21 protein-coding genes and 2 pseudogenes are annotated in these 23924 nt (G+C 67.7%); 12 read left to right on the top strand and 11 right to left on the bottom strand.

Annotation, left to right across the window (positions count from 1 at the left end):
* Positions 1 to 63: 63 nt before the first annotated feature.
* The 4 genes from Q9R31_RS16580 (at position 64) to Q9R31_RS16565 (ending at position 4677) form a co-directional block, all read left to right on the top strand.
* Positions 64 to 750, top strand: coding sequence for an NAD(P)-binding domain-containing protein (locus tag Q9R31_RS16580; RefSeq protein ID WP_311263807.1), 687 nt, complete (start codon positions 64 to 66; stop codon positions 748 to 750).
* 8 nt (positions 751 to 758) lie between these two features.
* Positions 759 to 1298, top strand: coding sequence for a hypothetical protein (locus Q9R31_RS16575; RefSeq protein ID WP_311263806.1), 540 nt, complete (start codon positions 759 to 761; stop codon positions 1296 to 1298).
* A 113-nt stretch (positions 1299 to 1411) separates the two neighbouring features.
* Positions 1412 to 4219, top strand: a complete 2808-nt coding sequence (gene ppc / locus Q9R31_RS16570) for a phosphoenolpyruvate carboxylase (RefSeq protein WP_311263805.1) — start codon at positions 1412 to 1414, stop codon at positions 4217 to 4219.
* Positions 4220 to 4371: 152 nt separating this feature from the next.
* Entirely contained in the window at positions 4372 to 4677 is a 306-nt protein-coding gene (locus Q9R31_RS16565) for a hypothetical protein (protein WP_311263804.1), read from the top strand.
* On the opposite strand, the gene Q9R31_RS16560 is transcribed toward Q9R31_RS16565, so the two are convergent.
* The gene (locus Q9R31_RS16560; RefSeq protein WP_311263803.1) at positions 4674 to 5303 is read right to left on the bottom strand and encodes a DedA family protein; all 630 of its coding nucleotides are present in this window, start codon (positions 5301 to 5303) and stop codon (positions 4674 to 4676) included. The genes Q9R31_RS16565 and Q9R31_RS16560 overlap by 4 nt on opposite strands.
* Before the next feature lie 34 nt (positions 5304 to 5337).
* Between Q9R31_RS16560 and Q9R31_RS16555 the strand changes: the two genes are divergently transcribed.
* Positions 5338 to 5868, top strand: a complete 531-nt coding sequence (locus Q9R31_RS16555; protein WP_311263802.1) for an O-acetyl-ADP-ribose deacetylase — start codon at positions 5338 to 5340, stop codon at positions 5866 to 5868.
* Here Q9R31_RS16555 and Q9R31_RS16550 read toward each other — a convergent pair.
* Positions 5840 to 6832 carry an RluA family pseudouridine synthase gene (locus Q9R31_RS16550; protein WP_311263959.1) on the bottom strand — a complete coding sequence of 331 codons (993 nt, stop codon included), beginning with the start codon at positions 6830 to 6832 and terminating at the stop codon, positions 5840 to 5842. The two genes, Q9R31_RS16555 and Q9R31_RS16550, sit on opposite strands and share 29 nt — an antisense overlap.
* 110 nt (positions 6833 to 6942) lie before the next feature.
* Here Q9R31_RS16550 and Q9R31_RS16545 point away from each other — a divergent pair, with 110 nt between their 5' ends.
* Together Q9R31_RS16545 and Q9R31_RS16540 are read left to right on the top strand one after the other, a co-directional pair.
* A complete protein-coding gene (locus Q9R31_RS16545; protein WP_311263801.1) occupies positions 6943 to 7599 on the top strand; it encodes a helix-turn-helix domain-containing protein in 657 nt (218 codons plus the stop codon).
* Positions 7596 to 8288 carry an SRPBCC domain-containing protein gene (locus Q9R31_RS16540; protein WP_311263800.1) on the top strand — a complete coding sequence of 231 codons (693 nt, stop codon included), beginning with the start codon at positions 7596 to 7598 and terminating at the stop codon, positions 8286 to 8288. The genes Q9R31_RS16545 and Q9R31_RS16540 overlap by 4 nt, the downstream gene beginning before the upstream one ends.
* Positions 8289 to 8416: 128 nt before the next feature.
* On the opposite strand, the gene Q9R31_RS16535 is transcribed toward Q9R31_RS16540, so the two are convergent.
* Complete coding sequence (locus tag Q9R31_RS16535; protein WP_311263799.1) at positions 8417 to 8992, bottom strand: TetR/AcrR family transcriptional regulator; 576 nt, start codon at positions 8990 to 8992, stop codon at positions 8417 to 8419.
* Between the two features lie 74 nt (positions 8993 to 9066).
* On the opposite strand from Q9R31_RS16535, the gene Q9R31_RS16530 reads away from it, so the two are divergent.
* Positions 9067 to 9573, top strand: coding sequence for a DUF4188 domain-containing protein (locus Q9R31_RS16530; RefSeq protein WP_311263798.1), 507 nt, complete (start codon positions 9067 to 9069; stop codon positions 9571 to 9573).
* Here the strand turns inward: Q9R31_RS16530 and Q9R31_RS16525 are convergent.
* Entirely contained in the window at positions 9563 to 11164 is a 1602-nt protein-coding gene (locus Q9R31_RS16525; RefSeq protein ID WP_311263797.1) for a PLP-dependent aminotransferase family protein, read from the bottom strand. The genes Q9R31_RS16530 and Q9R31_RS16525 overlap by 11 nt on opposite strands.
* 61 nt (positions 11165 to 11225) lie before the next feature.
* On the opposite strand from Q9R31_RS16525, the gene Q9R31_RS16520 reads away from it, so the two are divergent.
* Positions 11226 to 11861, top strand: coding sequence for a hypothetical protein (locus Q9R31_RS16520; protein WP_311263796.1), 636 nt, complete (start codon positions 11226 to 11228; stop codon positions 11859 to 11861).
* Between the two features lie 20 nt (positions 11862 to 11881).
* On the opposite strand, the gene Q9R31_RS16515 is transcribed toward Q9R31_RS16520, so the two are convergent.
* Genes Q9R31_RS16515 through Q9R31_RS16505 form a run of 3 tightly spaced genes read right to left on the bottom strand, consistent with a single transcriptional unit; the run spans position 11882 to position 19455 of the window.
* Positions 11882 to 12712 (bottom strand): DNA-formamidopyrimidine glycosylase family protein, encoded by an 831-nt coding sequence (locus Q9R31_RS16515; protein ID WP_311263795.1) that lies wholly within the window; start codon positions 12710 to 12712, stop codon positions 11882 to 11884.
* Entirely contained in the window at positions 12705 to 17807 is a 5103-nt protein-coding gene (locus Q9R31_RS16510; protein ID WP_311263794.1) for a DEAD/DEAH box helicase, read from the bottom strand. Before Q9R31_RS16510 ends, Q9R31_RS16515 begins: the two co-directional genes overlap by 8 nt.
* A 49-nt stretch (positions 17808 to 17856) precedes the next feature.
* Positions 17857 to 19455 carry an FAD-dependent oxidoreductase gene (locus Q9R31_RS16505; RefSeq protein ID WP_311263793.1) on the bottom strand — a complete coding sequence of 533 codons (1599 nt, stop codon included), beginning with the start codon at positions 19453 to 19455 and terminating at the stop codon, positions 17857 to 17859.
* 189 nt (positions 19456 to 19644) lie between these two features.
* Between Q9R31_RS16505 and Q9R31_RS16500 the strand changes: the two genes are divergently transcribed.
* Positions 19645 to 20118: a DUF4383 domain-containing protein gene (locus tag Q9R31_RS16500; RefSeq protein WP_311263792.1), complete on the top strand. Its 474-nt coding sequence runs from the start codon at positions 19645 to 19647 to the stop codon at positions 20116 to 20118.
* A 148-nt stretch (positions 20119 to 20266) separates the two neighbouring features.
* On the opposite strand, the pseudogene Q9R31_RS16495 reads toward Q9R31_RS16500, so the two are convergent.
* Positions 20267 to 20617: pseudogene (locus Q9R31_RS16495) on the bottom strand (DUF4232 domain-containing protein); the annotation flags it as partial.
* Between the two features lie 40 nt (positions 20618 to 20657).
* On the opposite strand from Q9R31_RS16495, the gene Q9R31_RS16490 reads away from it, so the two are divergent.
* A complete protein-coding gene (locus Q9R31_RS16490; protein ID WP_311263958.1) occupies positions 20658 to 20915 on the top strand; it encodes a hypothetical protein in 258 nt (85 codons plus the stop codon).
* Positions 20916 to 21146: 231 nt separating this feature from the next.
* On the opposite strand, the gene Q9R31_RS16485 is transcribed toward Q9R31_RS16490, so the two are convergent.
* The gene (locus tag Q9R31_RS16485) at positions 21147 to 21356 is read right to left on the bottom strand and encodes a hypothetical protein (protein ID WP_311263957.1); all 210 of its coding nucleotides are present in this window, start codon (positions 21354 to 21356) and stop codon (positions 21147 to 21149) included.
* A 213-nt stretch (positions 21357 to 21569) separates the two neighbouring features.
* Here Q9R31_RS16485 and Q9R31_RS16480 point away from each other — a divergent pair, with 213 nt between their 5' ends.
* Positions 21570 to 21920 carry a hypothetical protein gene (locus tag Q9R31_RS16480; protein ID WP_311263791.1) on the top strand — a complete coding sequence of 117 codons (351 nt, stop codon included), beginning with the start codon at positions 21570 to 21572 and terminating at the stop codon, positions 21918 to 21920.
* A 67-nt stretch (positions 21921 to 21987) separates the two neighbouring features.
* On the opposite strand, the gene Q9R31_RS16475 is transcribed toward Q9R31_RS16480, so the two are convergent.
* Positions 21988 to 23703 carry a thiamine pyrophosphate-dependent enzyme gene (locus Q9R31_RS16475; RefSeq protein WP_311263790.1) on the bottom strand — a complete coding sequence of 572 codons (1716 nt, stop codon included), beginning with the start codon at positions 23701 to 23703 and terminating at the stop codon, positions 21988 to 21990.
* 39 nt (positions 23704 to 23742) lie between these two features.
* Positions 23743 to 23924: pseudogene (locus tag Q9R31_RS16470) on the bottom strand (L-asparagine permease); the annotation flags it as partial.

The following is a 23924-nucleotide window of genomic DNA, read 5'->3' as shown; positions in this document are numbered from 1 at the left end:
CCCACGCTACAACCGCCGGCGTTGGCTGCTTGTTCCCGCCGGCCGGGGGAGTAGCGTTCTGCCATGAAGATCGCAGTTTTTGGCACAGGAACCGTAGGGCGGGCGCTGGCGGCAGCGTTTACCAGGCTGGGACACGAGGTTGTCCTCGGTACGCGCGACCCCGGGGAAACCGCCGCCCGCACCACGCCGGATGCCATGGGTGGCCCGCCCTTCAATGAGTGGCTGGCAGGGCACCGCGGCATTCGGTTGGCGACGTTCCCGGAAGCGGCGGGCGACAGCGAAGTGGTGGTCAACGCAACGAACGGAGCGGCGTCCCTGGGCGCCCTGGCAGCGGCCGGCGAGGCTCGGCTGGCGGGGAAGGTCCTGGTGGACGTGTCAAACCCGCTGGACTTTTCGCAGGGCATGCCGCCGGTACTGAATCCGGTGAATACGGAAAGCCTGGGCGAGCGGATCCAGCGGTCGTTTCCCGCGGCACGGGTGGTGAAGACGCTCAACACCATGAACGCCGGGTTGATGGTGGATCCTCGCGGTCTCGCCGATGGCGAGCACTCCGTGTTCGTCTCCGGGGATGACACCGAAGCCAAGAACGTGGTCACCGGACTGTTGGCCGAGCTGGGCCACCGGGACATCATCGACCTCGGCGACATCACCTCCGCCCGCGGCGCCGAAATGGTGTTGCCGCTGTGGCTGCGGCTGTTCGGCGCGCTGGGAACTCCGGATTTCAACTTCAAGGTGGTCCGCCGGGGTTGAATGGATGGGTGGACATCCTTGCCGGAGTTAATCGGGAGTGGCTGGCTGGGCTTACCTGGCTGGCGGCGTTGGCCGCCGGTGCCTTGGTGCTGGTATGGCGCCGACGGCGGGCAGACCTCGCGGCGCTGACCGCCGTCGTCGTGTTCATGGCAGCGAACGCCGGCGCCGGCATCTATGTCCTGAACCACCTGGCGGACGGGCGCTGGGGCGGGGACCCGCAGGCCAAGCTCGTCCCGCCGTCGCTTTCCGGGGCCCCGGTGGTTGGCCAGTTCCTGCAACCGCTCGACGGGGCCATGGCGGGCATGGCCGGCGGGGTCAACGACTTCATCGACTTCCGCGCCGCGCTGCCCGTGGCGCTGGACTTCTTCGCAGCCGCCGGCTGGGCCCTGGCCTTTTCGGTGCCTGTAGCGCTGGCAGTTGCCGCCGTCCAGGCGGGCAGGGCCCGCCGGCGGAGTGCTGAATTAGCTGCATGGCGCACCGAAGTGGAGCAACTCCGCGCCGAACTCGACGCCGTGAAACGCCACGTGGGATACCGCGACATCTTTTGAGACGGATTCCACTGCTGCACAGGAGCGGGGGTAGCATCTTTAGCTAGTAACGTGGCTCACAGTATCCAGCGCAGTGTACGAGCCAAGTCCAAAACCCTCGAAAGATTGCGTCAATGGCACACACTGCAACAGCGCCCGAAACAGATCTCGCCTCCGAACTGCGCGCGGACGTCCGGCGCGTTTCCACCCTGCTGGGCGAGTCGCTGGTCCGCCAGCACGGACCCGAACTCCTGGACCTCGTGGAGCAGGTCCGGCTCCTGACCAAGGAATCCAAGGAAGCGGCCCGCGGCGGTGCGCATGCCACCGGCCCCTGGAGCGCGCACGACGTCGTTGCCCAGGTCCGTGAACTGCTGGGGTCCCTGCCCATCGAGCAGGCAACCGACCTGGTGCGGGCCTTCGCGTTCTACTTCCATCTGGCCAACGCCGCCGAGCAGGTCCACCGTGTCCGCGGCCTGCGGACCCGGGCCGAAAAGGACGGCTGGCTGGCCAAGACTGTGGCGGACATCGCCGCCCAGGCCGGGCCTGAGGTGCTGCAGGAAGTGGTCAACGGGCTGGACGTGCGCCCCATCTTCACCGCCCACCCCACCGAAGCCTCCCGCCGCTCGGTCCTGGACAAGATCCGCAAGCTCTCCGACGTCCTGTCCCAGCCCACCACCGAAGGATCCACCGCCCGGCGCCGGCAGGACCGGCAGCTGGCCGAGATCATTGACCAGATGTGGCAGACCGACGAACTGCGCCAGGTCCGGCCCACCCCGGTCGATGAAGCCAGGAACGCCATCTACTACCTGGGCGGCATCCTCACCGACGCGATGCCGGAGATGCTCTCCGAACTCTCCGAACTCCTGGGCGAACACGGCGTCACCCTGGCCTCCAAGGATGCCCCCATCCGGTTCGGCTCCTGGATCGGCGGCGACCGCGACGGCAACCCGAACGTCACGGCGGCCGTGACCCGCGAAATCCTGCAAATCCAGAACCAAAGCGCCATCCGCATCAGCATCGGCATGATCGATGAGCTGATTTCCATCCTGTCCAACTCCACGGCACTGGCAGGCGCGGACGAGGCTCTGCTCAAGTCCATCGACGAGGACCTGAAGAAGCTGCCCGGCCTGGACAAGCGGGTCCTGGAGCTGAACGCCCAGGAGCCCTACCGGCTGAAGCTCACCTGCATCAAGGCCAAGCTCATCAACACCGGCAAACGGGTGGCCGCGAACTCCAACCATGAGCACGGCCGCGACTACAGCGGGACCGATGAACTCATGGCGGACCTGCAGCTGCTGGAACTGTCGCTGCGCAACCATTCCGCAGCCCTGGCCGCGGATGGTTCCCTCGCCCGCGTCCGCCGCGCCATCGCCTCCTTCGGCCTGCACCTGGCCACCCTGGACATCCGCGAACACGCAGACCACCACCACGACGCCGTGGGGCAGCTGATGGACCGCATCGGCGGACCCGGACTGCGCTACGCCGAGCTGAGCCGGAAGGAGCGCTTCGAGGTGCTGGGCTCCGAGCTGGCCTCCCGCCGCCCGCTCTCCGGTCACCCGATCAAACTTGAGGGCACCGCCGACGGGACCTACGACGTCTTCCGCGAGATCCGCCGCGCCCTGCGCATGTACGGCCCGGACGTCATCGAGACCTACATCATCTCCATGACCCGCGGCGCCGACGACGTGCTGGCCGCCGCCGTGCTGGCCCGCGAGGCCGGCCTGGTGAACCTGTTCGGCGACAAGCCCTACGCCAAGCTCGGCTTCGCGCCGCTGCTGGAGACGGTGGAGGAGCTGCGGGCATCGGCCGAGATCGTCGACCAGCTGCTGTCCGACCCCTCCTACCGTGAACTGGTGCGCCTGCGCGGCGACATCCAGGAAGTAATGCTGGGTTACTCGGACTCCAACAAGGAATCCGGCGTGATGACCAGCCAGTGGGAGATCCACAAGACCCAGCGCAAGCTGCGCGACGTGGCCGCCAAGCACGGGGTGCGCGTCCGCCTCTTCCACGGCCGCGGTGGCTCCGTGGGCCGGGGCGGCGGACCCACCTATGACGCCATCCTCGCCCAGCCGAACGGCGTCCTGGAAGGCGAAATCAAGTTCACCGAGCAGGGCGAAGTCATCTCGGACAAGTACTCCCTGCCGGAGCTTGCCCGCGAAAACCTGGAGCTCTCCCTGGCCGCGGTGCTGCAGGGTTCGGCCCTGCACCGCGATCCCCGGACCTCGGAGGACCAGCGGGAGCGGTACGGGCACGTCATGGAAGCCATCTCGGACGCAGCCTTCGACCGGTACCGCAACCTGATCGACCACCCGGACCTGCCCGCCTACTTCATGGCCTCCACCCCCGTGGAACAGCTGGGCTCCCTCAACATCGGCTCCCGACCGTCCAAGCGCCCCGACTCCGGCGCCGGACTGGGCGGCCTGCGCGCCATCCCGTGGGTCTTTGGCTGGACCCAGTCACGGCAGATCGTGCCCGGCTGGTTCGGCGTGGGCTCCGGGCTCAAGGCCGCCCGTGAAGCCGGGCATTCCGCCCAGCTGGTGGAGATGATGGACCACTGGCACTTCTTCCGCTCCGTGCTGTCCAACGTGGAGATGACGCTCGCCAAAACAGACATGGACATAGCCGGCTACTACGTGTCCACCCTGGTCCCGGAGGAGCTGCACCACCTGTTCCGGACCATCCGGGAGGAGTACGAGCTCACGGTTGCCGAGGTCCGGAAGCTGACCGGCGAGAACCTGCTCCTGGACGCCCAGCCCACGCTGAAGCGATCCCTGGAAATCCGCGACCAGTACCTGGACCCCATCAGCTACCTGCAGGTGGAACTCCTGCGCCGCATCCGCACCGAAGCCGAAATCAGCGGAGCGGAAATCGACGAACGCCTCCAGCGGGCGATGCTGATCACCGTCAACGGCGTGGCGGCCGGCCTCCGCAACACCGGCTAGGCGCCCGCTCACCTCTCGCGGCTTTTGATGAAACGCCCGCTCACCTTTCGCGGCTTTTGATGAAACGCCCGCTCACCTCCGACTTCCAGGGTGAGCGGGCGTTTCGGATTTAAGCGCAGGAAATGAGCGGGGGTTTGGATAGGGTTGGAGGCATGCCTTCCTTCCAGACCCGCCTCAAGATCACCGGGCTGCGGCCGGGCAATCCGCCGGAGGCGGTCATGGACGCGGCCGTCGAGGCGCTGGGCACCCGCCACCATGTGGAGGCCCACCAGCTCCAGATCGCCGGCGGGGTGCCCCAGCTGAACCTTCGCTTCCTTGTCGAAGCCAGCGAGTACAGCGGCGAGAACCGCCAGGCGGTGGAGTCGGCAGCCATGATGCGCGACGCCGTCGAACGCGTTGCGCTGACGGGCTCGCTCAGTGTCCTGCGGCGCAGCCGCGGCAAGTGGCTGCCCGTCTAGCCTGCGTCGGGGAGCGATCCGGGTTCTTCGACGACCGGTGACCGGTCGCCGCGCCGGCGGGTGACGATGATGCCCACGACGGCGCCGATCACCAGGCCCACTGCCACGCCGATCAGCGAGCTGGCCCAGAACGGCAGCTTGGTGGCCGAACCGGTGAAGTAGCCCAGGCCCACCAGCCAGCACGCCCACAGGACCGCCCCCAGCCCGGCGCACAGGCTGAAACCCCGGACCGAGACATTGGCGATGCCGGCGGCCGCCGATGTCGCCAGCCTGCCGCCGGGAATGAACCGGGCCCCGATGATGGTGCCGTAGGTGGACGAACGGCCTGCCTTGGCCAGCGCTGCATGGATGCCGGAATGGACGCGGCGGCCCCATTTCCAGCGGTCCAGCACATGGCTCAGCCGCCGCCGGAAGAGGTGGAAGACCACCATGTCGCCGATCCATGACGCCAGGGCGGCAAGGACGAGCACCAGGAATACGTTGGCGCGTCCGTCAGCTGACAGTGCGCCGCCGGTAATCACTACCATTTCCGACGGGATGGGCGGGAAAATGGCGTCGCCGATCACCACCGGGATGACCCAGAAATAAAGGGCCGCCCCCCAGCTGTCAACGCTGCCGAAGTCCATTGCCACAAGGTACCGCACTTGGGAAACTGGCGGCATGCGCGTCTCGGTTTTGCAGGGTGACATTACGCAGCGGCGGGTGGACGCGGTGGTGAACGCCGCGAATGCTTCGCTGCTTGGCGGCGGGGGAGTGGACGGGGCCCTGCACCGCGCCGCAGGACCGGAGCTGCTGGCTGCCTGCCGGGAACTGCGGGCAACGCGGCTGCCGCACGGGCTCCAGACCGGGGCCGCCGTGGCAACACCGGCCTTCCGGCTGCCGGCCCGCTGGGTGATCCACACGGTGGGACCCAACCGCCACGCCGGACAGACCAACCGCGCGCTCCTGGTGTCCTGCTTCACCGAAAGCCTGCGGCTGGCCGACGCCCTGGAAGCCGGAACGCTTGCCTTCCCGGCGGTGGGCGCCGGAGCCTACGGCTGGCCGGCTGCGGCCGTGGCGCAAGCGGCGCGGGACGCCGTTGAGGGCTTCCGGGCCTCGCATCCGGCAAGCGGCCTGGAACTGGTGGAGTTCGTGCTGCACACCGCGGAGGTGGAGGCGGTGTTCAGGGACGTGCTCGGACCGCTTCACTGAGATCCAGGCTGCTGCGGTACTCCACCGGCCTGCCGGAGATCGGATCCACGAATCGGATGCCGCGGGCCAGCAGTTGCAGCGGTTTGGCGTAGTCGTCCGGGGCCTTGTCCAACAGGTCCGGATAAAAGGCATCGTTCACGATCCCCAGCCCCAATGAAGCCATGTGGACCCGCAGCTGGTGGGTCTTTCCGGTGTGCGGTTCCAGCCGGTAGCGCGCGAGGCGCACCTGCCTGTTCCGGGCATCGCTGCCCGGCGCACCGCTGCCGTCGGCACCCGCCGCAGGGCCGGCGTCGAACGTTTCCAGCCGCTCAATCCTGGTTTCCGCGTTCGGCTCGCCGTCGATGACCTCTGCGAGCAGGTAGCTGCGGGACTTGGTCATCCGGTTCCGGACCACCATGGGAAATTCGACGGCGGGATACCCCGGGGCGGGCTCGGCGGCCGAGACGCACTCGTATTCCTTCTGCACCTGCCGCTTCTCGAACAGCACCTGGTACCTGCCGCGGGTCTGCGGGTTGGTGGAGAAGAGCAGCACGCCTGCGGTCATCCGGTCCAGCCGGTGCATGGGGATCAGGTCCGGCAGGTCCAGCTGGTTCCGCAGGCGCACCAGGGCCGATTCCTGGATGTACGTGCCACCCGGCGTGGTGGGCAGGAAATGCGGCTTGTCCACCACCAGCAGGTGCCCGTCCTGGTGCAGGATGCTGATGTCCACCGGCAGCCGCTTCTCCGGCGGAAGCGTCCGGTAGTACCAGATGAAGGTATGGTCCTGCAGCGGCGTGGTGCGGTCCAGGGGGATGCCGCCCTCGCCAACGATTTCGCCGGCGTCGAACCTGTCCTCGATGCCCTGCGGATCGATGTGCCCCCAGCGGTGCATCATGTAGTCCATCGCGGTGTCCCACGGACCCTCCTCCGGCAGGCGCAGGCGGGTGGCGTTGACGCCGTCGCGCACGGGGAGGGGGGATTGCATCACGGGTCCATTCTACCGGCGCTGATATGCCCGGCTTCCGGAGCATTGGCTCGCCGCCGACGATAAAAAAGTTCTTGACAATAAAAGTTGTCGGTTGCGAGACTGGATGCATGCAGGACATCGCAGTCATCGAGGACCCGGCCGCGGCCGAGGTTTCCCTGGACCCCATCCGCACGAGGATCCTTCGCGAGCTGGTCCAGCCGGCCTCCGCCACGCAGTTGGCGGTCCGGGTGGGACTGCCCCGGCAGAAGGTGAACTACCACCTCAAGGCGCTGGAGCGCCACGGCCTGGTAGAGCTGGTGGAGGAACGCCGCAAGGGCAACGTGACCGAGCGGGTCCTGCAGGCTACGGCAGCCTCCTATCTCATCTCACCCTCGGCGCTGAACGAGGTGTCCCCGGATCCGCGCCGGTTCGCTGACCGGTTCTCCGCCTTCTGGCTGCTGGCGCTCGCGGGCCGGATGGTCCAGGAGGTGGGGAAGCTGATTGCCGGCGCCGCCGCCGCCCGGCAGACGTTGGCCACGTTCGCCATCGACGGCGAGATCACCTTCCACACCGCCGCCGACCGTGCGGCCTTTGCCGAGGAGCTCGGCACCGAGGTCATGCGGCTGGTGGACAAGTATCACGACGGCGGGGCGTCACCACGGGGGCGGCGGCACCGGCTCGTCGTGGCGCTGCACCCCGCACTTAAAGAATACGGTGGCCCCAAGGCGGCCAACGAAGCCCATCCAGGCAGCGATTCCCATCCAAGCAAGGAGCAGGACAAATGAGCGACAAGTGCAACTTCGAAATCGTCTACGACACGGAACTCCCCGGCACTCCCGAGCGGGTGTGGGAAGCGGTAACCAACGGAACGCCCGCGTGGATGTTCCCGACGGACCAGTGGCCGGACGTCAAAACCGTGGAGGAGTACCCGCACCACCTGGTCTCCCGGATGGACGGGCCGGACGGCTGGTTCAACCAGCTGGAACATGTGCTGGAACCGCTCGACGGGGGCAAAGCCCGGCTGCACTACGTCCACAGCGGCATCTTCGCGGACAACTGGGACCAGCAGTACGACGGCGCCAGCCGCCATACAGCGTTCTACCTGCACACGCTGGGCCAATACCTGCAGTACTTCGACGGCCGGCCCGTGGTGTTTACCGACATCCAGGCGCCGGCGGCGTCCCAGGCTGCTGACGGCTTCCTCCGGCTCCGCGAAGCGCTGGGCGTGGAGTCAACCGGACAGGGGTCCCAGGTGGATGTGGAGCTCGACGGCGTGGGCCGGCTTGCGGGCGAGGTGGACTTCTCGAATGAACACTTCCTGGGGATCCGCACTTCCGATGCGCTGTACCGGTTCTTCGGCCGCAACGCCTTTGGTGCGCCCGTGGGCATGACCGTGCACGACTTCAGCGGCGCCGGCGATTCCGGGACCACGGCCAAGGCCTGGGGCGGCTTCCTGGAGCGCGTGTACGCGTAGAGCGCCCTGGGTCGCAGCGACGCGCAAAATACTGATCGACTCGGGAAATACCTGGCGCGGTGGATATGTCCGCCGCGCCAGGTATCTTGCGCGTCGCATATGAACAGGCGCCTCGAAAAGCGCCGGCGTCAGGCGGCCCAGCCGCGGGCTATTGCGTCCAGGGCGGAGTTGTAGGCGCCGGACCAGTCGGCGTCCGGCGGACCTACCTGCGCCAGTTCGAGGCTCACCAGGCCGTGCACCTGGCCCCAGATGGCGATGGCCACCTTTTCCACCGGTTCACTCCTCAGTGTGCCGGCGCCTTGGGCCGCAGCCACGGCCTCCATCAGCGGATCCATCGCGCCCGCAGTGACTTCAGGGCTCGGCTCGCAATCCACGTAGGCGGCAAGGGCTCCGCCGAACATCAGCCGGTAGAGCGCCCTGTGCTCCAATGCCCAGGTCCGGTAGGCAGCCCCAAGTCCCTGCAGCCCATCCGGGGCCGCGGCCACCTGTGAGTCCCGGAAGGAGCGGAACCCATCCTCCACCACGGCGGTGAGGAGCTGGGACTTGCCGCCGAAGAGGGAGTAGACGGCGGTGGTGGAGGTTCCCGCTGCCGACGCCACATCCCGCAAAGTCACCTTGGCCGGTCCGTCCCGGTCCACCAGTTCTGCGGTCACCGTGAGCAGTTCCTGCCGCAGGGAATCGTCATGGATCACAGGTCTTGCCATGCGCTCCATTGTTTCATAACCTTGTTTCGTAACAGCGTTACAAAACTTCTTTGCCGCAACCCGAGGAGCTTCCCATGGCGCAAAGTGTCTTTCCGGGCCGCTACACCGCCGATCCCGGCCGCGACTCAGTGACGGTCTTCCTGATAGGAATGCGGGCCAACAGGTGGTGGAAGCTGGGAACGGTCGGCAAGGTGGCAAGCGCCATGCCCCGGATGCTCCAGCACCTGGCCGGGGACCCGGCGTCGGGAATGCTGGGGTACCAGCAGTGGTTCGGCAGGACCACCATGCTGCTCAGCTACTGGGAGAGCCCGGAACACCTGCGGAAATTCGCCGCCGACCGGGAATCGCCGCACCTTGAACCCTGGCGCCGGTTCATGAAGGAGACTGCCGGAAGCGGAGATGTCGGCGTGTGGCACGAGACCTACCAGGTGCCTGTTGCCGGAATTGAAGTCATTTACAACGGGATGCCGCTCTTTGGCCTGGCCAAAGCGACGGCCCATGTTCCGGTGGGAGCCGGGACTAATACTGCCAAGCAACGCATGGGCCGGTTTGGCAGGCATCCGGGACCGGTCAGGCAATAGCCAGGTCGGGGGCTTTCTTGAGGCTCCGACGCAGCTGCGGGGCGGCGTCGAGCCGGTCCTGGGCTGACCGCAGTGCCAGGACTGCGGTTTCCAGCTTTTCCGGTGGCAGGGTGAACGGCACGCGGAGATAGCGTTCGAATGCACCACCGATTCCAAACCGTGGCCCCGCCGCCAGCCGGATGCCGAAGTCCGGGGCAATGACCGTCAAGGCGGTGCTGATGGGGCCCGGCAGCCTGCACCACATGGACAGGCCGCCGGACGGGTAAAGGGTTCCCCACTCCGGGAGGTGGCCGGCGAGGAGTTCCAACAGCACCGCACGGTTCTCCCGGAGTCCGGCGAGCCGGGCCGGGAGCGGTTCATCCAGGGCACGGACCAGGTGGGCGGCGGCCAGTTGTTCCATCACGGGCCCACCCAGGTCCAGGGAGGTCCGGGCCGCCGCAAACCGCTGGATCATGTCCTCCGATGCGCGGATCCATCCAGTCCGCAGGCCGCCCCAATGGGACTTGCTGAGCGTACCGATGGTCACCACCGCAGGACTGAACGCTGCCACCGGAGTTGCGTGGGCGCCGTCGAGGTTCAATTCCCGGAGGGTCTCGTCCACCACAACGGTTGTGCCAGCCGCCGCAGCCGCCTTCACCAGCTGGCGGCGCTGGGAGTCCGGCATGAGCTGGCCGGTGGGGTTGTGGAAATCCGGCACGACGTAGGCCATCCTGGGCCGCTGCTGCACGAGTGCCGCCTTAAGCCCCTCCATGTCCCAGGCCACGGTGGCAAGGTTGGCTGGCCTGCTGGAACCTGCGGATCGGTGGGCTTGCTGGGGTTGGAACGCCACGGGCACCGCACGGCACCCCGCGGCACGGATGGCGTCCAGTGCGTTCGGATAGCTCGGATGTTCCACCAGTACCTTGTCCTGCCGGCCGGTCAGGGCGCGAAGGATGATGTTCAGGGCATGCTGGGCGCCGGAGGTCACCAGCACCTGGTTTGCCGTGGTGGGTACGCCCGCAGCCGTGTAGCGTGCTGCGACTGCTTCGCGCAGCGGGAGCAGGCCCATGGCGTCATAACCGAACCCTGGCAGCAGCGCCGGAAGCTCGGTCAGGGCCGCCGCGAAGGCCCGATGCACCAATTCGCCGCTGGCGGGCAGGGACGAATAAGCCAGGTCGATCAAACCCTCCGGTGCTGCCAGTCCGGGCGCTGCCAGCCCGGGTGCTGCCAGTCCCAGCGCGCCCGGCCCCGCGGCGGCTCCTGCTGCCGCATGTCCCGGCCCGGACGTCACCGGGCCACCACTCAGCGGGCCACGAAGCATGGTGGTGCCTGCCGTCGTCGTGCGGGGAATCCTGGTGCGGCTCCTGCTGCCCTGTCCGCTGCTCAGGAAGCCCTGTTCGCGGAGGTGGCCGTAGGCTGCCGTCACCGTGGTCCGGCTGACGCCCAGGGCTGCGGAAAGGGCGCGCTCGCTGGGCAGCGCCGTGTCCAGGGCTACCCGGCCGTCCAGCACCAGGAGGCGGACGACGTCGGCCAGCTCACGGTAGGCGGGCGAAGCGCCGGGATTCCAGCTGCCAAGGAGGCGCGCAAGTGCGGACGCGGTAAGGGAAGACATAAGGCCAGTATCTCAAACTGGCTATGTATTCCAAGGCCAGTTTCATGGAATCGTTGTTTGCATGATGACCCGCAGACTCCTCCAACTCTTCACAGGCCTTGCCATGTACGGCATATCCCTCGCCATGTTCATCCGTGCGGGGCTTGGCCTGGACCCTTGGGACGTGTTCCACCAGGGCCTGGCGAACCGGACGGGCCTGAGCATCGGCGTGGTGGTCATCGTTGTGAGTTTCCTGGTCTTGCTCCTCTGGATCCCGCTGCGGCAGTGGCCGGGCTTCGGAACGCTGTGCAACGCGGTGCTCGTGGGAGTGTTCGCGGACGTTGGACTGGCACTCATCCCGGCCATGTCCCAGGCCGCAGGTCAGTTTGGTCTCCTGGGCGGGGCCATAGTGCTTAACGGGATCGCGTCCGCCTGTTACATCGGGGCACGCTTTGGGCCCGGGGCGCGGGACGGGCTGATGACCGGACTGGCACGCCGCACCGGGTGGTCGGTCAGGTTGTCGCGCACGCTCATCGAGGTGTCCGTGCTGGCCATCGGCTGGCTGCTGGGCGGTTCGGTGGGCCTGGGTACCGTGGTGTATGCGTTGGCCATCGGTCCTCTGGTCCATGTGCTGCTGCCAATTTTCATGGTTCCTGCCCCCATGCCGAAGGCCGCCGGCGACGCACAGGCTGCCAAGGCTTCGGAGCGCTGCGCCTGAACAGATCAACCCGGCATGGGTCAGGCCGGCGGCGGCTGGCACTTCGGGCAGAAGTAGATGTCCCGTTCCTCCTCGCCGTTCGGCTTGCCCAGGAGTCCGCGTTGGATGGGCGTGCCGCATTTGAGGCACGGCTGGCGTTCCCGGCCGTACACCCAGTAGCCGGGCCTGCCCGCCATCCTGCCCACCGGCATGCCCCGGGCATTGAGGACGGTTACGCGGCGTCCTGGCCCCAGGTTGACCTCCAGGAGCTGTTTGGCGTCGGTCATCAGGGTCCGCACGTCCGGAACCTCGGAAACAGGCGTCGCGGGATGCACACCGGACAGGAAGCACGCCTCGCACCGGTAAATGTTTCCGATGCCCGCCAGGTTCCGCTGGTCCAGGAGGGCCACTCCCACCGGAACCCCGGGGCGCGAGCGGATGCGGCCTTCCGCCTCGTCCAGGTCCCAGTCCGGGCCCAGGAGGTCCGGCCCGAGGAACCCCACGATGGAATCCTCGTTGGCGGTGGCCACCACTTCCACAACGCCCAGCGAGAAGCCGACGGCGTCAGCCACGGCCGTGCGCAGCACGCACCGGGCGGTGAAACCCGGCTTCCGCCATCTTCCGCCAGGTGGATAGACCTGCCAGGCGCCTTCCATCTTCAGATGTGAGTGGATGGTCAGCCTTTTGTCCTCCGGGCTGACTACCCGCATCAGCAGGTGCTTGCCCCGGGGGATTACTTCGGCAACGGTCCACCCGGCGAGGTTCAGTGTGGCGAACCGGGGCACGCGGAAGTCCGAGGCCAGCAGCGTCTGTCCGGCCAGGGCCTCGTGCAGCTGGTGGGCGGCCCGCCAGACGGAATCGCCTTCAGGCACGGATCCGCAGTCCCTTCGGAGTGGAGTAGGCGCCGGCGGAGCTCAGGGCAGCCGCGACCGGGGTATCCAGGATGCCGTGCCCATTGACTTTCTCCATGATCAGCTTGTCCACCGCACCGCGGGTCACCACCCCCACCAGCGCGGCACCCGCCACCGCCAGGACGGCCTGGTCATCGCTGAACGCCAGAAGGGTCTTTCCGCCACGCTCCACGTAAAGGACCAATGCGCCGTCCACCAGGACCACCAGCGCACCGGCCTTCCGGCCAGGCCGGTGGCCGGTGCCGGCGTCATCCTGCAGTGCGGGCCAGGGCAGGGCTGCGCCATAGGGGTTGGCGGGATCGGTGGCGGCGAGTGCCAGGGCCACCGGCTCCGCCTTGGCCAGCTGCGTATCTTCCGAGTAGGAGCGGAGCCGGTCCACGGTGGCGGGAACAGCGAACTGCGCGGCACCAAGGTGTTCGATGAAGTAACCGCGCCGGCAACGGCCCGCCTCCTCCAGCCGGGCCAGAACCTTGTACATGAGGCCGAAACCGCCCAGGATCTGTTCGGCCATGACCGAGCCCCTGGTGACGACGCCGTAGCGGTCCAGTAGGAGTTCAGCGGTGGCACGGGCGTGGATGGTGGGATCGAGCTCAGGCTCGGGAAGCGCGGACCAGCGGCCGGCAGCAGTCGGAGGGGTGGCGGCACCCTGGGATCCGTAGCGGCCGCCGGCCAGCCCCGGGGACCCCATCAGGCCGGTGCCGTGGGACCGGCCCAGCCGGCTCAGCCGTGGCGCCCTGGCACGTGGTGCCCTGGCCACCTGGCGGTGGGCCGTGTGGCCGCCGGCGATCAACGCCCGAACCGGGGCGAACGTGTCACCGGTGATCCTGCCGGCCCACGCAAGGTCCCACAGGGCAGCCACCACCTCCTGGTCGCTCAGGACGGCGTCCATGCCGCCCGCCACCTCGGTCAGTTGGCGGAAGAAATACCCGCCGCCGTTGTTCCGCAGATGGTCCAGGAGCCGCCGGCCGGCGTCGCCCGGGTCAAAGTCGGGCGCGGGGTTCAGCGTCAGTTCCACTGAATCCGCGAGGTGAAGGCTGATCCAGCCGTCGTTTCCCGGAAGCGCTCCGGCCCCGGACCACAGGACCTCACCTGCAGCCATCAGTTCATCCAGCATGGCCGGCTGGTAATTGGATACCCGCGTGGCGAGCACCAGGGGTTCCCAGGCCGAAGCGGGGACGGGCACCCCCGAGAGCTGGTCGATGGCGGTGATGATGCCGTCCAGGCCCCGCAGCGAGGGCTGGCCGCGGCCACCGCCGGGAGTCCTGACATGCTGCCACGCGGGCAGGAAGCGTCCGTAGGCGGCAGCGTCCACAGGTTCCACTTCGGCGCGCAGCGCGGCCAGGGAACGACGGCGGAGCTTGCGCAACACCTCGGCGTCGCACCATTCGCTGGAGACAGAGTGCTGAATGTCGGGGGTGGGAGCGCTGGCCGCCGGTTCATCGGTTGGAGCCGGTCCGGCGGGTTGTCCGGCATCACTGGAGGTTTCCTGGCGGCCGGAATCCGGCAGGGTGGCCTCGGCTGGTGGGCCTTCGGGCGTGGTGGCATGGGGGCGGAACTCGCCCTCCACCACGCGCCCATCCGCTGCCAAGCGTTTCAGGGCCGTACCCACCACCGCCACGCCGAGGCCGAGGCGGGAAGCGGCCTCGGCTGCGGTGAAGGGGCCATGTGTCCGGGCATACCGGGAGACGAGATCGCCCAAAGGATCGGCCACCGGCTCGATGAATGCAAGCGGAACTCCCATGGGCAGCGGAACACCAATGGCGTCGCGGAGACGGGCTGCATCCTCCACCGCGGCGAAGCGTTCTACTCCGCCGATGTTGACCTTGATGGCGCGGTTGGCGCGCTGGAGTGCGGCCAGGTGGGCCAGCGTTTCTTCCACGGTGGCGGCAGCCTCGGCCGGAGGGGTTTCGGCGAGACCGGCCGCCACCTGCCCACCCGCCCCGACGTCCTGCCCACCCGCCGCTGCTTCCTGCCCCTCCACGGCGGAACCCTGGAGCCGGGCCGCCGTTTCCTCGGGTGCGAGCGGGCCCAGCAACCGCAGGAGGTCCGCAACCCCTTCCATTCCCCGTGCACGCCGGTCCGGGGCCAGTCTCTGCAGCTCGCGTTCGGTGGCCTCGATGACCTTGGCATCGAGGAGTTCGCGCAGCTCCACCCGGCCCAGCAGCTCGTTCAAGAGGGTGGAATCCAGGGCCAGGGCGGCCGCGCGGCGTTCCGCGAGCGGGGAGTCGCCCTCGTAGAGGAACTGGGCCACGTAGCCGAAGAGCAGGGACTTGGCGAACGGCGAGGGCTGCTGGGTGGTGGTCTGCAGGATCCGCAGCTCGCGCCGCTCCACGGAAGCGGCGATCTCCTTCAACGCGGGCAGATCATAAACGTCCTGCAGGCATTCGCGCACCGTTTCCAGCACGATGGGGAATGTGGGGTACTTCCTGGCCACGTCCAGCAACTGGGCCGACCGCTGGCGCTGCTGCCACAGCGGCTGGCGCTTGCCGGGGGTCTGCCGGGGCAGCAGAAGCGCGCGGGCAGCGCACTCCCGGAACCGTGACGCGAACAGGGCGCTGCCGCCCACCTCGGCAGTGACGATCTGCTCGAGTTCCTCCGGATCGAAGAGGAACAGCTCAGCGCCGGGCGGCTCGTCCTCCATCATGGGCACCCGCAGCACGATGCCGTCGTCGGCCGCCATGGCGGAACCGTCCAGCCCGTAGCGCTGGTGGAGCCGTTGCCCGACGGCGAGCGCCCACGGCGCGTGCACCGGCATCCCGAATGGACTGTGCAGGATGACCCGCCAGTCGCCCAATTCGTCATGGAACCGCTCCACTACCAGCGTGGTGTCGCTGGGCACCACTTCCGTGGCCTGCCTTTGCTCGCTGAGGTACTGGATGAGGTTGTTGGCGGCGAACTCGTCCAGGCCGCTGGCCTTGCAGCGCTCGGTGGCAGGGCCGACGTCGGACGCTGACAGCTCCCGGACAAATGCGCCAAGGGCACGGCCCAGGTCCACGGGCCGCCCCAACGAATCGCCCTTCCAGAACGGGAGCTTGCCGGGCTGCCCGAAGGCGGGGGAGACCAGAACGCGGTCGTGGGTGATGTCCTCGATCTTCCAGCTGGTGGCACCCAGGGCGAAGACGTCCCCCACGCGGGACTCGTAGACCATCTCTTCGTCCAGCTCACCCACCCGCCGGCCGCCCTTTGGCGTGCGCGCCGGTTTGCCGTCCTCAGCGGGGGAGGCTGAACCCTCCTGTTCGGTGCCGATGATGTAGACGCCGAACAGGCCGCGGTCAGGGATGGTACCGCCGGACGTGACGGCCAGGCGTTGGGCCCCCGGCCGCCCCTCGATGGTGCCGGCATTGCGGTCCCAGATGATCCGTGGCCGGAGTTCGGCGAATTCGTCGGACGGGTAACGTCCCGCCAGCAGGTCCAGGGTGGCCTCGAACGCAGACCGGGGGAGGGAGGCAAAAGGTGCCGAGCGCCGGACGGTGCTGAACCATTCCTCCACGTCGATGCTGCCCAGCGCGGTTGCGGCAACGGTCTGCTGGGCCAGGATGTCCAGCGGGTTGGCCGGGATGCTGAGCCGCTCGATCTTGCCGCCCAGCATCCGTTCCACGGTGATGGCCGTGTGGACCAGGTCTGCCCGGTGCTTGGGGAAAAGGACGCCCTGGGAAATCTCGCCCACCTGGTGCCCGGCGCGGCCCACCCGCTGCAAACCGCTGGCCACGGACGGCGGCGACTCCACCTGCACCACCAGGTCCACGGCGCCCATGTCGATGCCCAGTTCCAGGGACGACGTGGCCACCACGCACCGCAGCCGCCCGGACTTGAGGTCGTCCTCGATGAGCGCGCGCTGGTCCTTGGAAACGGAGCCGTGGTGGGCGCGGGCCAGTACGGGATCGGCGCCGGCAGAGCTCCCGGCCTGGGCCGTCAGGTGTGCAGGGGTGGCGGTTGAGGCGGGAATGCCCGACGGCGGTCTCCCCGGCGTGCCGGCTGCGCCCGCGTGCCCTTCCGGGCCGGGCTCGTCCCAGCCGCCGCCCACGGCAATCAGTTGGCGTTCGGCGTAGATCTCGTTGAGCCGTGCAGTGAGGCGTTCGGCAAGCCGCCGGGAGTTGGCGAAGACGATGGTGGACTGGTTGGCCAGCACCAGGTCCACGATTTTCTCCTCCACATGCGGCCAGATGGAAGCCTGCGGCTGCAATCCGGAAGCGGGGCCGGAATCGAAGGCTCCCGCCGCGCCCTGCAGGTCCGACATGTCCTCTACCGGCACTGAAACCGTGAGGTCCCAGTTCTTTCTTGCCGGCGGAGCGACGATATCCACGGGGGCCGAGCCGGCCAGGAACTGGGCCACGAGTTCCCGGGGCTCCACGGTGGCGGAAAGCCCGATGCGCTGTGCAGGTTTGGGCAGCAGCGCGTCAAGGCGCTCCAGGGACACGGCAAGGTGGGCCCCGCGCTTGGTCCCGGCCACGGCGTGGACCTCGTCGATGATGATGGTGTCCACTTCGGCAAGGGTTTCGCGTGCCTTCGAGGTGAGCATGAGGAACAACGATTCCGGGGTGGTGATAAGGATGTCCGGCGGGTTGGTCAACAGCACACGGCGCTCCGCGGCGGGAGTGTCCCCGGACCGGACCCCCACCGTGATCAGCGGTGCGGGAAGTCCCAGCCGCTTGGCCGTCTGGGTAATGCCGATCAGCGGGGAGCGCAGGTTCCGTTCAACGTCAACGCCCAAGGCCTTGAGGGGTGAGATGTAGAGGACACGGGTCTTGCGCTTTGGCGCCCGGGTCCGCTTGCCTTTTGGCGGCACTTCAGCAGCGGCGGGAGCAGGGGCCTGGGATGCCGAGGCCAGGAGCCGGTCCAGGGCCCAGAGGAAGGCCGCGAGGGTTTTTCCGGAACCGGTAGGGGCCACCACCAGCGCATGGGATCCGGAGGAGATGGCCTTCCAGGCCCCGGCCTGCGCCGGGGTGGGTTCGGAAAACGCGCCCAGGAACCAGTCCCTGGTGGGCCGGCTGAATTGGCCCATGGGGGCGGCCACGCCGGAAACACCGCTGCCGGCAGGACGCTGTTCCTGGTTCATGCCTCCATCATGCCCCAAGGCACTGACACCCAACTCCCGGGGAGCTCTTTCAAGCAGTCCCGGCCTCTGGCAGGTCCCTGGTGGCCGGACCTTCGAGCAACGTGCCCTGGTTCGTGAAGCGCGAGCCGTGCAGGGGGCAGTCCCAGGTCTGCTCGTTGTCGTTCCAGTGCAGGATGCCGCCCATGTGGGTACAGACCGCCGAGAGCCGGCAGGTGGTCCCATCGACGGTGGATACAGCCACCGGCCGGTTGCCCTCGCGGTAGACCTTGCCCTGGCCTTCGGCCGGGACGGCGGACGTATCCGGGACGGCGGCAGCAGCAGCACCCGCGGCATCTGGCGCCGCGGTGGCAGGCGCGGCGGGAACAGTGGATTGGCCGGTGCCCCGTTTCAGGCCGTTGATCTTCCGGCCTTCGGTGCTCACCTTGCCCCAGTCGGAGGCGAGCCTGGCCGCCACGCCGGCGTTGAGCGCCACGGCGGACAACGCACCTGCCGGTGAGGTGATGCGATGGTGGATGGTGTCCGCCCAGGGCACCTGCCCGCCCAGGATGTCCGCCGATATACCCAGCGCGGCGGCGACGGCGTTGGTCATGCCCCACTTGTTGTAGCCGGTGCCGAAATAGATCTGGCCCTTGCCGCGCGGGAGTTTGCCGAAGAACGGCATGAGGTTGGTGGGCATGTAGTCCTGCGCGGACCACGTGTGGGTGGTGACAGCGCCGGGGTAATGTCCGCCCGCCCAGTCGAGCAGGCCGGCGAGGTGGGCCTTTTCCGAATCCGTCCGGCCCACCTGATGGCCGTGCCCGCCCACGAGCAGCAGGTTCCTGCCGTCCACCTCGTAGTCGCGAAGGGAGTGGGTGGGCTGCTCAACGGAGATGTACATGCCCGGCGGCGGCGCCTGGTCCTCCTGCAGGTCAAGGGCCGCGGCGTAGGAACGGCTTGGCTTCAGCTTGGCGAAATACAGGCCCCGGTCCAGGACGGGAGTCCCGGTGGCAAGGACTACCTTGTCGGCCCTGACACTGCCACGGTCGGTCTTGACGGCGGAGGGCGCATCGCCGGTCACGTCCCGGAGGCGCACGCCGCTGACGATACGGCCGCCGCGGCTGCGGATGTCCGCCACCAGTGCGTCGAGGACCTCCATCGGGTTGATCTGGGCCTGGTCCGGCAGTCGGACGGCGCCGTGGACGGGGAACGGCAAACCGGCGTCGCGCACGTAGTCCACGTCCAGTCCCGCGGTGGTGGCGGCGCTGACCTCTTCCCGCAGCGTCTCCGTGCCCTGTGCCGAAGCGGCGTAGGTATAGGCGTCGCGGCGCTGGAAGGGCACGCTGTGTTCCTCCAGGTAGCGCAGCAGCCACGCCTGGCCCTCCCGATTTCCGTCCACGTACGCCTGCACCTGCTTTTGCGAATATTGGCGGGCGAGCCGGGACAGGAACGTTCCCTGCAGCAGGGTTACTTTCGCGGTGGTGTTGCCGGTGGTTACGGCTCCGGGGAAGCGGGCTTCCAGCACCAGCACGCTTTGCCCGGAGCGGGCCAGCAGCAGTGCGGTGACCAGGCCGGTGAGGCCGGCGCCGGCCACCACGGTGTCGTACCTGGTGTCCGGTTCGAACGGATCAGAAGTGAAGGGATCCCTGCGGTCCAGCCAAATCGACGTCATGCCAGTTCAACCTGCCTCCGGTCGGGCCCTCGCAGGCCAGTTTGTGATGGGTCTGTTATGGAACCCTGCTATCCGCTGCGGATTTGCTAAGTATACTTACGATGTCGGCGATTAAGTATATGGTCAGGCACTATCGGTCACGCATCGCCCGGCAGCCAGAATCGTTTAACGACACAAGCAGGAGAAATCATGACAACCATGAATTCCGGCGGTCGCACCGTAGGCCGGACCAACATCCAAAAAGCCGCCCTTGCCGTAGGCGTGGTCTTCCTCCTGGTGGGGATCCTGGGGTTCATCCCCGGCATCACTTCCAACTACGACTCCCTGGGGTTCGCCGGGCACGGATCCGGGGCAATGCTGCTGGGTCTTTTCCAGGTATCGATCCTGCACAACATCGTCCACCTGCTGTTCGGCGCCGCAGGCATTGCCATGGCCCGCAGCGTGCCCGGCTCAAAGAACTACCTGGTGGTTGGCGGTGCCATCTACCTGGTGCTTTGGCTCTACGGCCTGCTCATCGGCCAGGACAGCGCTGCCAACTTCGTCCCGGTCAACACTGCGGACAACTGGCTGCACTTCATCCTCGGTGTCGGCATGATCGGCCTCGGCCTGGCCCTGTCCCGCGGCACGGCAGGCGCCGGCCGCACCACGACCGCAACGCGCTAAAAACAAGAGCGGTAACAACGTAAAGGGCTGCCGGCGAAACAGGAACGTTCGACGGCGGTCCGGCAGTACTGAAGGCGGCCCGGCGTGATTGCCGGGCCGCCTTCAGCCTGTCCGGGGTCCCATTCCTGGGGTCAGGCGGGTCCTGCGGTCAGGCGGGCTGGAACGCTCCGATGCTGAGCAGCGTGATGTTTTCGTTGCCGCACGCACGGGTGGGCTGCGGGATGAACAGTGATTCGGTCTCTTCGGGCGGGTAGATCCGGTATCCGGCCGCATCCACGGGCGAGCAGTCCATATAGTTGCCTGCCTGCGTGTAGCGCAGCACCGCAGTGCCGGTCTGGCCGGGGGCCAGCAGGACATCAACCACAGCTGCCGAAGTATCCCGCGTGGCGGGGGCGCCAATGGGGGCGCCGACGGCGTCTGCCACCAGGGAGACGCCGGGGAAACCCCTGAGGATGCAGGGCTCGGAGCCCTTGTTGGTGAGGTTCAGTTTCATGTAGACACTTCCGGCTGCGCCGCCGCCGGAGGCATCGGTGGCAGCCGTGAGCCCCGCCGTCTTGCATAAGCCGGGGCTGCCGGCGGGGGTGGTTCCGGGGGCGGGGGAAGCAGGCGTCGACGTGGCCGGCGCCGAAGACGCCGGAGGCGGTGTTGACGCCGTCGGCGAGGGGGACTGGCTGGCCTGCCCGGTGGCTGGCGACGTCGTCGTCTGGGACTGCGGCTGGCTTGGACCGCACGCGGTGAGCAGCAGCGCTGCCGCTGCGGCCGCCGTCGTCATGGCAAACCCCTGGGAAATTTTCTGAGACCTCATGGCACCACCTTCGCGGTACCCGTTGCCCGCGTCAACGATGCCACCGGCAGTAGCGGCAATTTGATGCCCGGATCGTGATGATCGGGCATCAAATCAATGTCATGCCGGTTCCCGCCGGGTGCGGAGCCCGTGGCGACGGTCTGGCAAGCTCCGCCTGGCGGCAGCGCGAAGCCTCAGTCCGTTTCCGGACCAGTGCAGTAGGGGCAATCGTCCGGGCAGTCGGTCATGCCGGCACCCCTGCCAGGTCGAAGCCGTCGGCGATGTGGAACAAGCGCCGGCCTCCGGCGGGAGCTGTCACCCACACCACGTCGCCGTCGTCAGTCCGGTCGTCCACCAGACCGCTGAAGGCGGTGCGTCCATTCCTTCGGAGTTCCACTGCGTCGCCGATGTCGACGTCGTCCCAGCGGACGGGGCTTTTTACGCGGCTCGTCATTGAAGTCACGGCTATTCCTTCGAGGTGTGGGGCCCGGGCAGCCTTTGCCGCCCGGTGATGCCATCAAACAGGGGTGCCGGGGTACGGCTCAATGGAGGAATGGCTACGAGTCCGGGTGGGGGATTGTGCAGCCCTCCAGCATGGGCGCTGTGCCCGCGTGAAGGGGCAGGGTTAGACTGCCTGCGTACGTGTTGGCGATCGAAGGAGAAGTTCATGGACTACACCGGAAGCCAGTCGGAAAAGGCGGTTGCCGCCGGTGAACTGGGCCGCAGCCACATCGGGCAGACAATCAGCTTCCAGCCCAACGAGTTCACCGTCGTCTTCGGCAAGCTCGCCGGCATCGCGCGGACGGAGGCCATGGTCTACCTGTCCCTGACCGGGGTGGGAAACGGCACGCACCTGAAGGACGAATACGACCTGCCGGTATCCCACGAGGTCTACGTGCCCGTGGACGTCATTTCCAACGCCGAATCCACCATCAAGGACCTGTTCGGAAAGGTCCAGGAGAACCTCCGCGGCGCGGGCCACAAGGGCGGCGGCGAGGAGCGGACGGACCGGCTCTAACCGGAATCACAGCAAAAGGGGAAGGCCGGTACGAAAGTGCCGGCCTTCCCCTTTGCCTGCCAGGGAGCTAGTACGCCTTGACCCGCTGCTCCACCACGAGGTGGATCAGGGCGAACACCCCGTCCTGGTCGATCGCTGCCAGGGCGGCATCCAATGCCGCCGGGACATCCCGGTCCTCGGTCACCGTGACCCCGAACCCGCCGAAAGCCTTGGCCATCAGCGCAAAATCGGGGTTCTTCAGCTGGGTGCCGGACACGCGCTGGGGGTAGTGCCGTTCCTGGTGCGTACGGATGGTGCCGTACTCCTGGTTGTCCATGACGATCACCAGCGGAGTGGCGCCATACTGGGCAGCCGTTGCCAGCTCCTGCCCGTTCATGAGGAACTCCCCGTCCCCGGCGATGGTGACCACCCGCCGTCGCGGTTCGGCCAGGGATGCGGCGACGGCGGAGGGGACGGAGTAGCCCATGGAACCGTTCCGCGCGCTGATCATGGACGCGTAACGGCGGGTGGGGAAATACCGGTGCGCCCAGTTGGTGTGTTCACCTGCACCGAAGGTCACCAGCGCATCCTCGGGCAGCCGGGGAACGAGGTTGGCCATCAGTGTGTCCATCCGCGCCTGCCCTGCCCCCGGGGCAGCAGGAGGCAGCGCGGCAAAGCGCTCCTGTTCAGCGCGCATCCGGCCCGTCCAGGCCTTCCACTCGTCCTTCACGGGCAGGCTGATGTCCGCCAGTCCGCGCACGAACGCCTCCGGCTTGGCCAGGATCTGCCGCGACACCGGACCGGACCTTCCGCGCAGCGACGGGTCCACCGTGACCAGGAAGTTCTCCTTGTTCCAGTCCTGCCGGCAGACAAAACCGTCCGTGATGACGTCCCCCGGCACCGTCCCCACGAAGACCAGCAGGTCGGTCTCCTCCAGCAGGTCGTAGGTGGGGCGCGGACGGCCATAGCCGATGGGGCCGACGTAGGACGGCGAATGGAAGGGCACCGTTCCCTGCGTCCGCCATTCCGCCGCGGCCGGGATGTGGTGCTGTTCCAGCCATGCGGTGAGCTGGTCCGCGGCCTCCTGCGTCCAGTCGTTGCCGCCGGTGACGAAGAGGGGCTTGCTGGATTCGGCCAGCGCCGCTTCCAGGGCTGCCGCATCCGTGCTGGCCATCCCGCCTGCCGCCACGGGGATCGCAGGGTGCAGAGCCGGGCTCACCTGCTGCCGGATGACGTCCTCGGGCAGGCCCACCACCACCGGCCCCGGCCGGCCGCTCATGGCTGCGAACATGGCTTCCGCCACGATCTCGGACGCCCGTTCCGGGTGGTCAAGGACCATCACCCGCTTGGCCCCCGTGTCGAACCAGGACTTGATGTCGAATTCCTGGAAGGCCTCGCGGTCCCGGTGGGCAAACGGAATCAGGCCAACGAAGAGCAGCATCGGGGTGGAGTCCTGCCAGGCGGTGTGCAGTCCCACATGCGCGTTGGCGGCACCGGGCCCCCGGGTCACCATGGCCACCCCCGGGCGCTGGTTCAGCTTCCCGTCGGCTTCGGCCATGTAGGCGGCACCGCCTTCGTGGCGGCAGACGATGGTTTCGATCGTCGAGTTGTGCAGGCCGTCCAGCACATCCAGGAAACTCTCGCCGGGAACCACGTAGCTGCGTTCCACGCCGTGGGCGACCAATGAATCAACGATCACGTGCCCGGCGGATTTCAGTGCGGGCCCCACGCGGTCCTGGTGATGGACGACGGCGGCGGGCCGGGTAGGGGAGGAGGTCAGGGTGGGCTGCGGCTCTGGTGTCATGTTCTTTCTTTAGCTCGAAGGTCGGCGGAAATGCCGGGGTCAGGAAATGGGCGTGCGGTTGGCGATGACGGGGGATGTGCCGGTGTAGCCGTCGCGGGTTTCGGCGATTTGGCGGATGCGTTGGCGGCAGGCGTACCAGCCGATGACCATGAGGATGGAGGCGATGGCGGTGACGAGCATGGTCAGGGGTGAGTCGATGAAGACCATGATGAGCACGCCGG

It is taken from the genome of Pseudarthrobacter sp. BRE9 (assembly GCF_031844305.1).
Taxonomy (GTDB): Bacteria; Actinomycetota; Actinomycetes; order Actinomycetales; family Micrococcaceae; genus Arthrobacter.
The sequence above is the reverse complement of the archived record's forward strand: the minus strand, read 5'-3'. Positions and strand labels throughout refer to the sequence as shown.

What these genes read in the sequence shown, in the direction of transcription:
- Q9R31_RS16530 (WP_311263798.1), top strand. Translation starts at nt 9,067, where the DNA reads ATGGCGCAAAGTGTCTTTCCGGGCCGCTACACCGCCGATCCCGGCCGC.
- Q9R31_RS16550 (WP_311263959.1), bottom strand. Translation starts at nt 6,832, where the DNA reads ATGCAATCCCCCCTCCCCGTGCGCGACGGCGTCAACGCCACCCGCCTG.
- Q9R31_RS16500 (WP_311263792.1), top strand. Translation starts at nt 19,645, where the DNA reads ATGACAACCATGAATTCCGGCGGTCGCACCGTAGGCCGGACCAACATC.
- Q9R31_RS16545 (WP_311263801.1), top strand. Translation starts at nt 6,943, where the DNA reads ATGCAGGACATCGCAGTCATCGAGGACCCGGCCGCGGCCGAGGTTTCC.
- Q9R31_RS16560 (WP_311263803.1), bottom strand. Translation starts at nt 5,303, where the DNA reads ATGGACTTCGGCAGCGTTGACAGCTGGGGGGCGGCCCTTTATTTCTGG.
- Q9R31_RS16555 (WP_311263802.1), top strand. Translation starts at nt 5,338, where the DNA reads ATGCGCGTCTCGGTTTTGCAGGGTGACATTACGCAGCGGCGGGTGGAC.
- Q9R31_RS16505 (WP_311263793.1), bottom strand. Translation starts at nt 19,455, where the DNA reads ATGACGTCGATTTGGCTGGACCGCAGGGATCCCTTCACTTCTGATCCG.
- Q9R31_RS16565 (WP_311263804.1), top strand. Translation starts at nt 4,372, where the DNA reads ATGCCTTCCTTCCAGACCCGCCTCAAGATCACCGGGCTGCGGCCGGGC.
- Q9R31_RS16580 (WP_311263807.1), top strand. Translation starts at nt 64, where the DNA reads ATGAAGATCGCAGTTTTTGGCACAGGAACCGTAGGGCGGGCGCTGGCG.
- Q9R31_RS16525 (WP_311263797.1), bottom strand. Translation starts at nt 11,164, where the DNA reads ATGTCTTCCCTTACCGCGTCCGCACTTGCGCGCCTCCTTGGCAGCTGG.
- Q9R31_RS16540 (WP_311263800.1), top strand. Translation starts at nt 7,596, where the DNA reads ATGAGCGACAAGTGCAACTTCGAAATCGTCTACGACACGGAACTCCCC.
- Q9R31_RS16485 (WP_311263957.1), bottom strand. Translation starts at nt 21,356, where the DNA reads ATGACGAGCCGCGTAAAAAGCCCCGTCCGCTGGGACGACGTCGACATC.
- ppc (WP_311263805.1), top strand. Translation starts at nt 1,412, where the DNA reads ATGGCACACACTGCAACAGCGCCCGAAACAGATCTCGCCTCCGAACTG.
- Q9R31_RS16520 (WP_311263796.1), top strand. Translation starts at nt 11,226, where the DNA reads ATGATGACCCGCAGACTCCTCCAACTCTTCACAGGCCTTGCCATGTAC.
- Q9R31_RS16510 (WP_311263794.1), bottom strand. Translation starts at nt 17,807, where the DNA reads ATGAACCAGGAACAGCGTCCTGCCGGCAGCGGTGTTTCCGGCGTGGCC.
- Q9R31_RS16480 (WP_311263791.1), top strand. Translation starts at nt 21,570, where the DNA reads ATGGACTACACCGGAAGCCAGTCGGAAAAGGCGGTTGCCGCCGGTGAA.
- Q9R31_RS16475 (WP_311263790.1), bottom strand. Translation starts at nt 23,703, where the DNA reads ATGACACCAGAGCCGCAGCCCACCCTGACCTCCTCCCCTACCCGGCCC.
- Q9R31_RS16535 (WP_311263799.1), bottom strand. Translation starts at nt 8,992, where the DNA reads ATGGCAAGACCTGTGATCCATGACGATTCCCTGCGGCAGGAACTGCTC.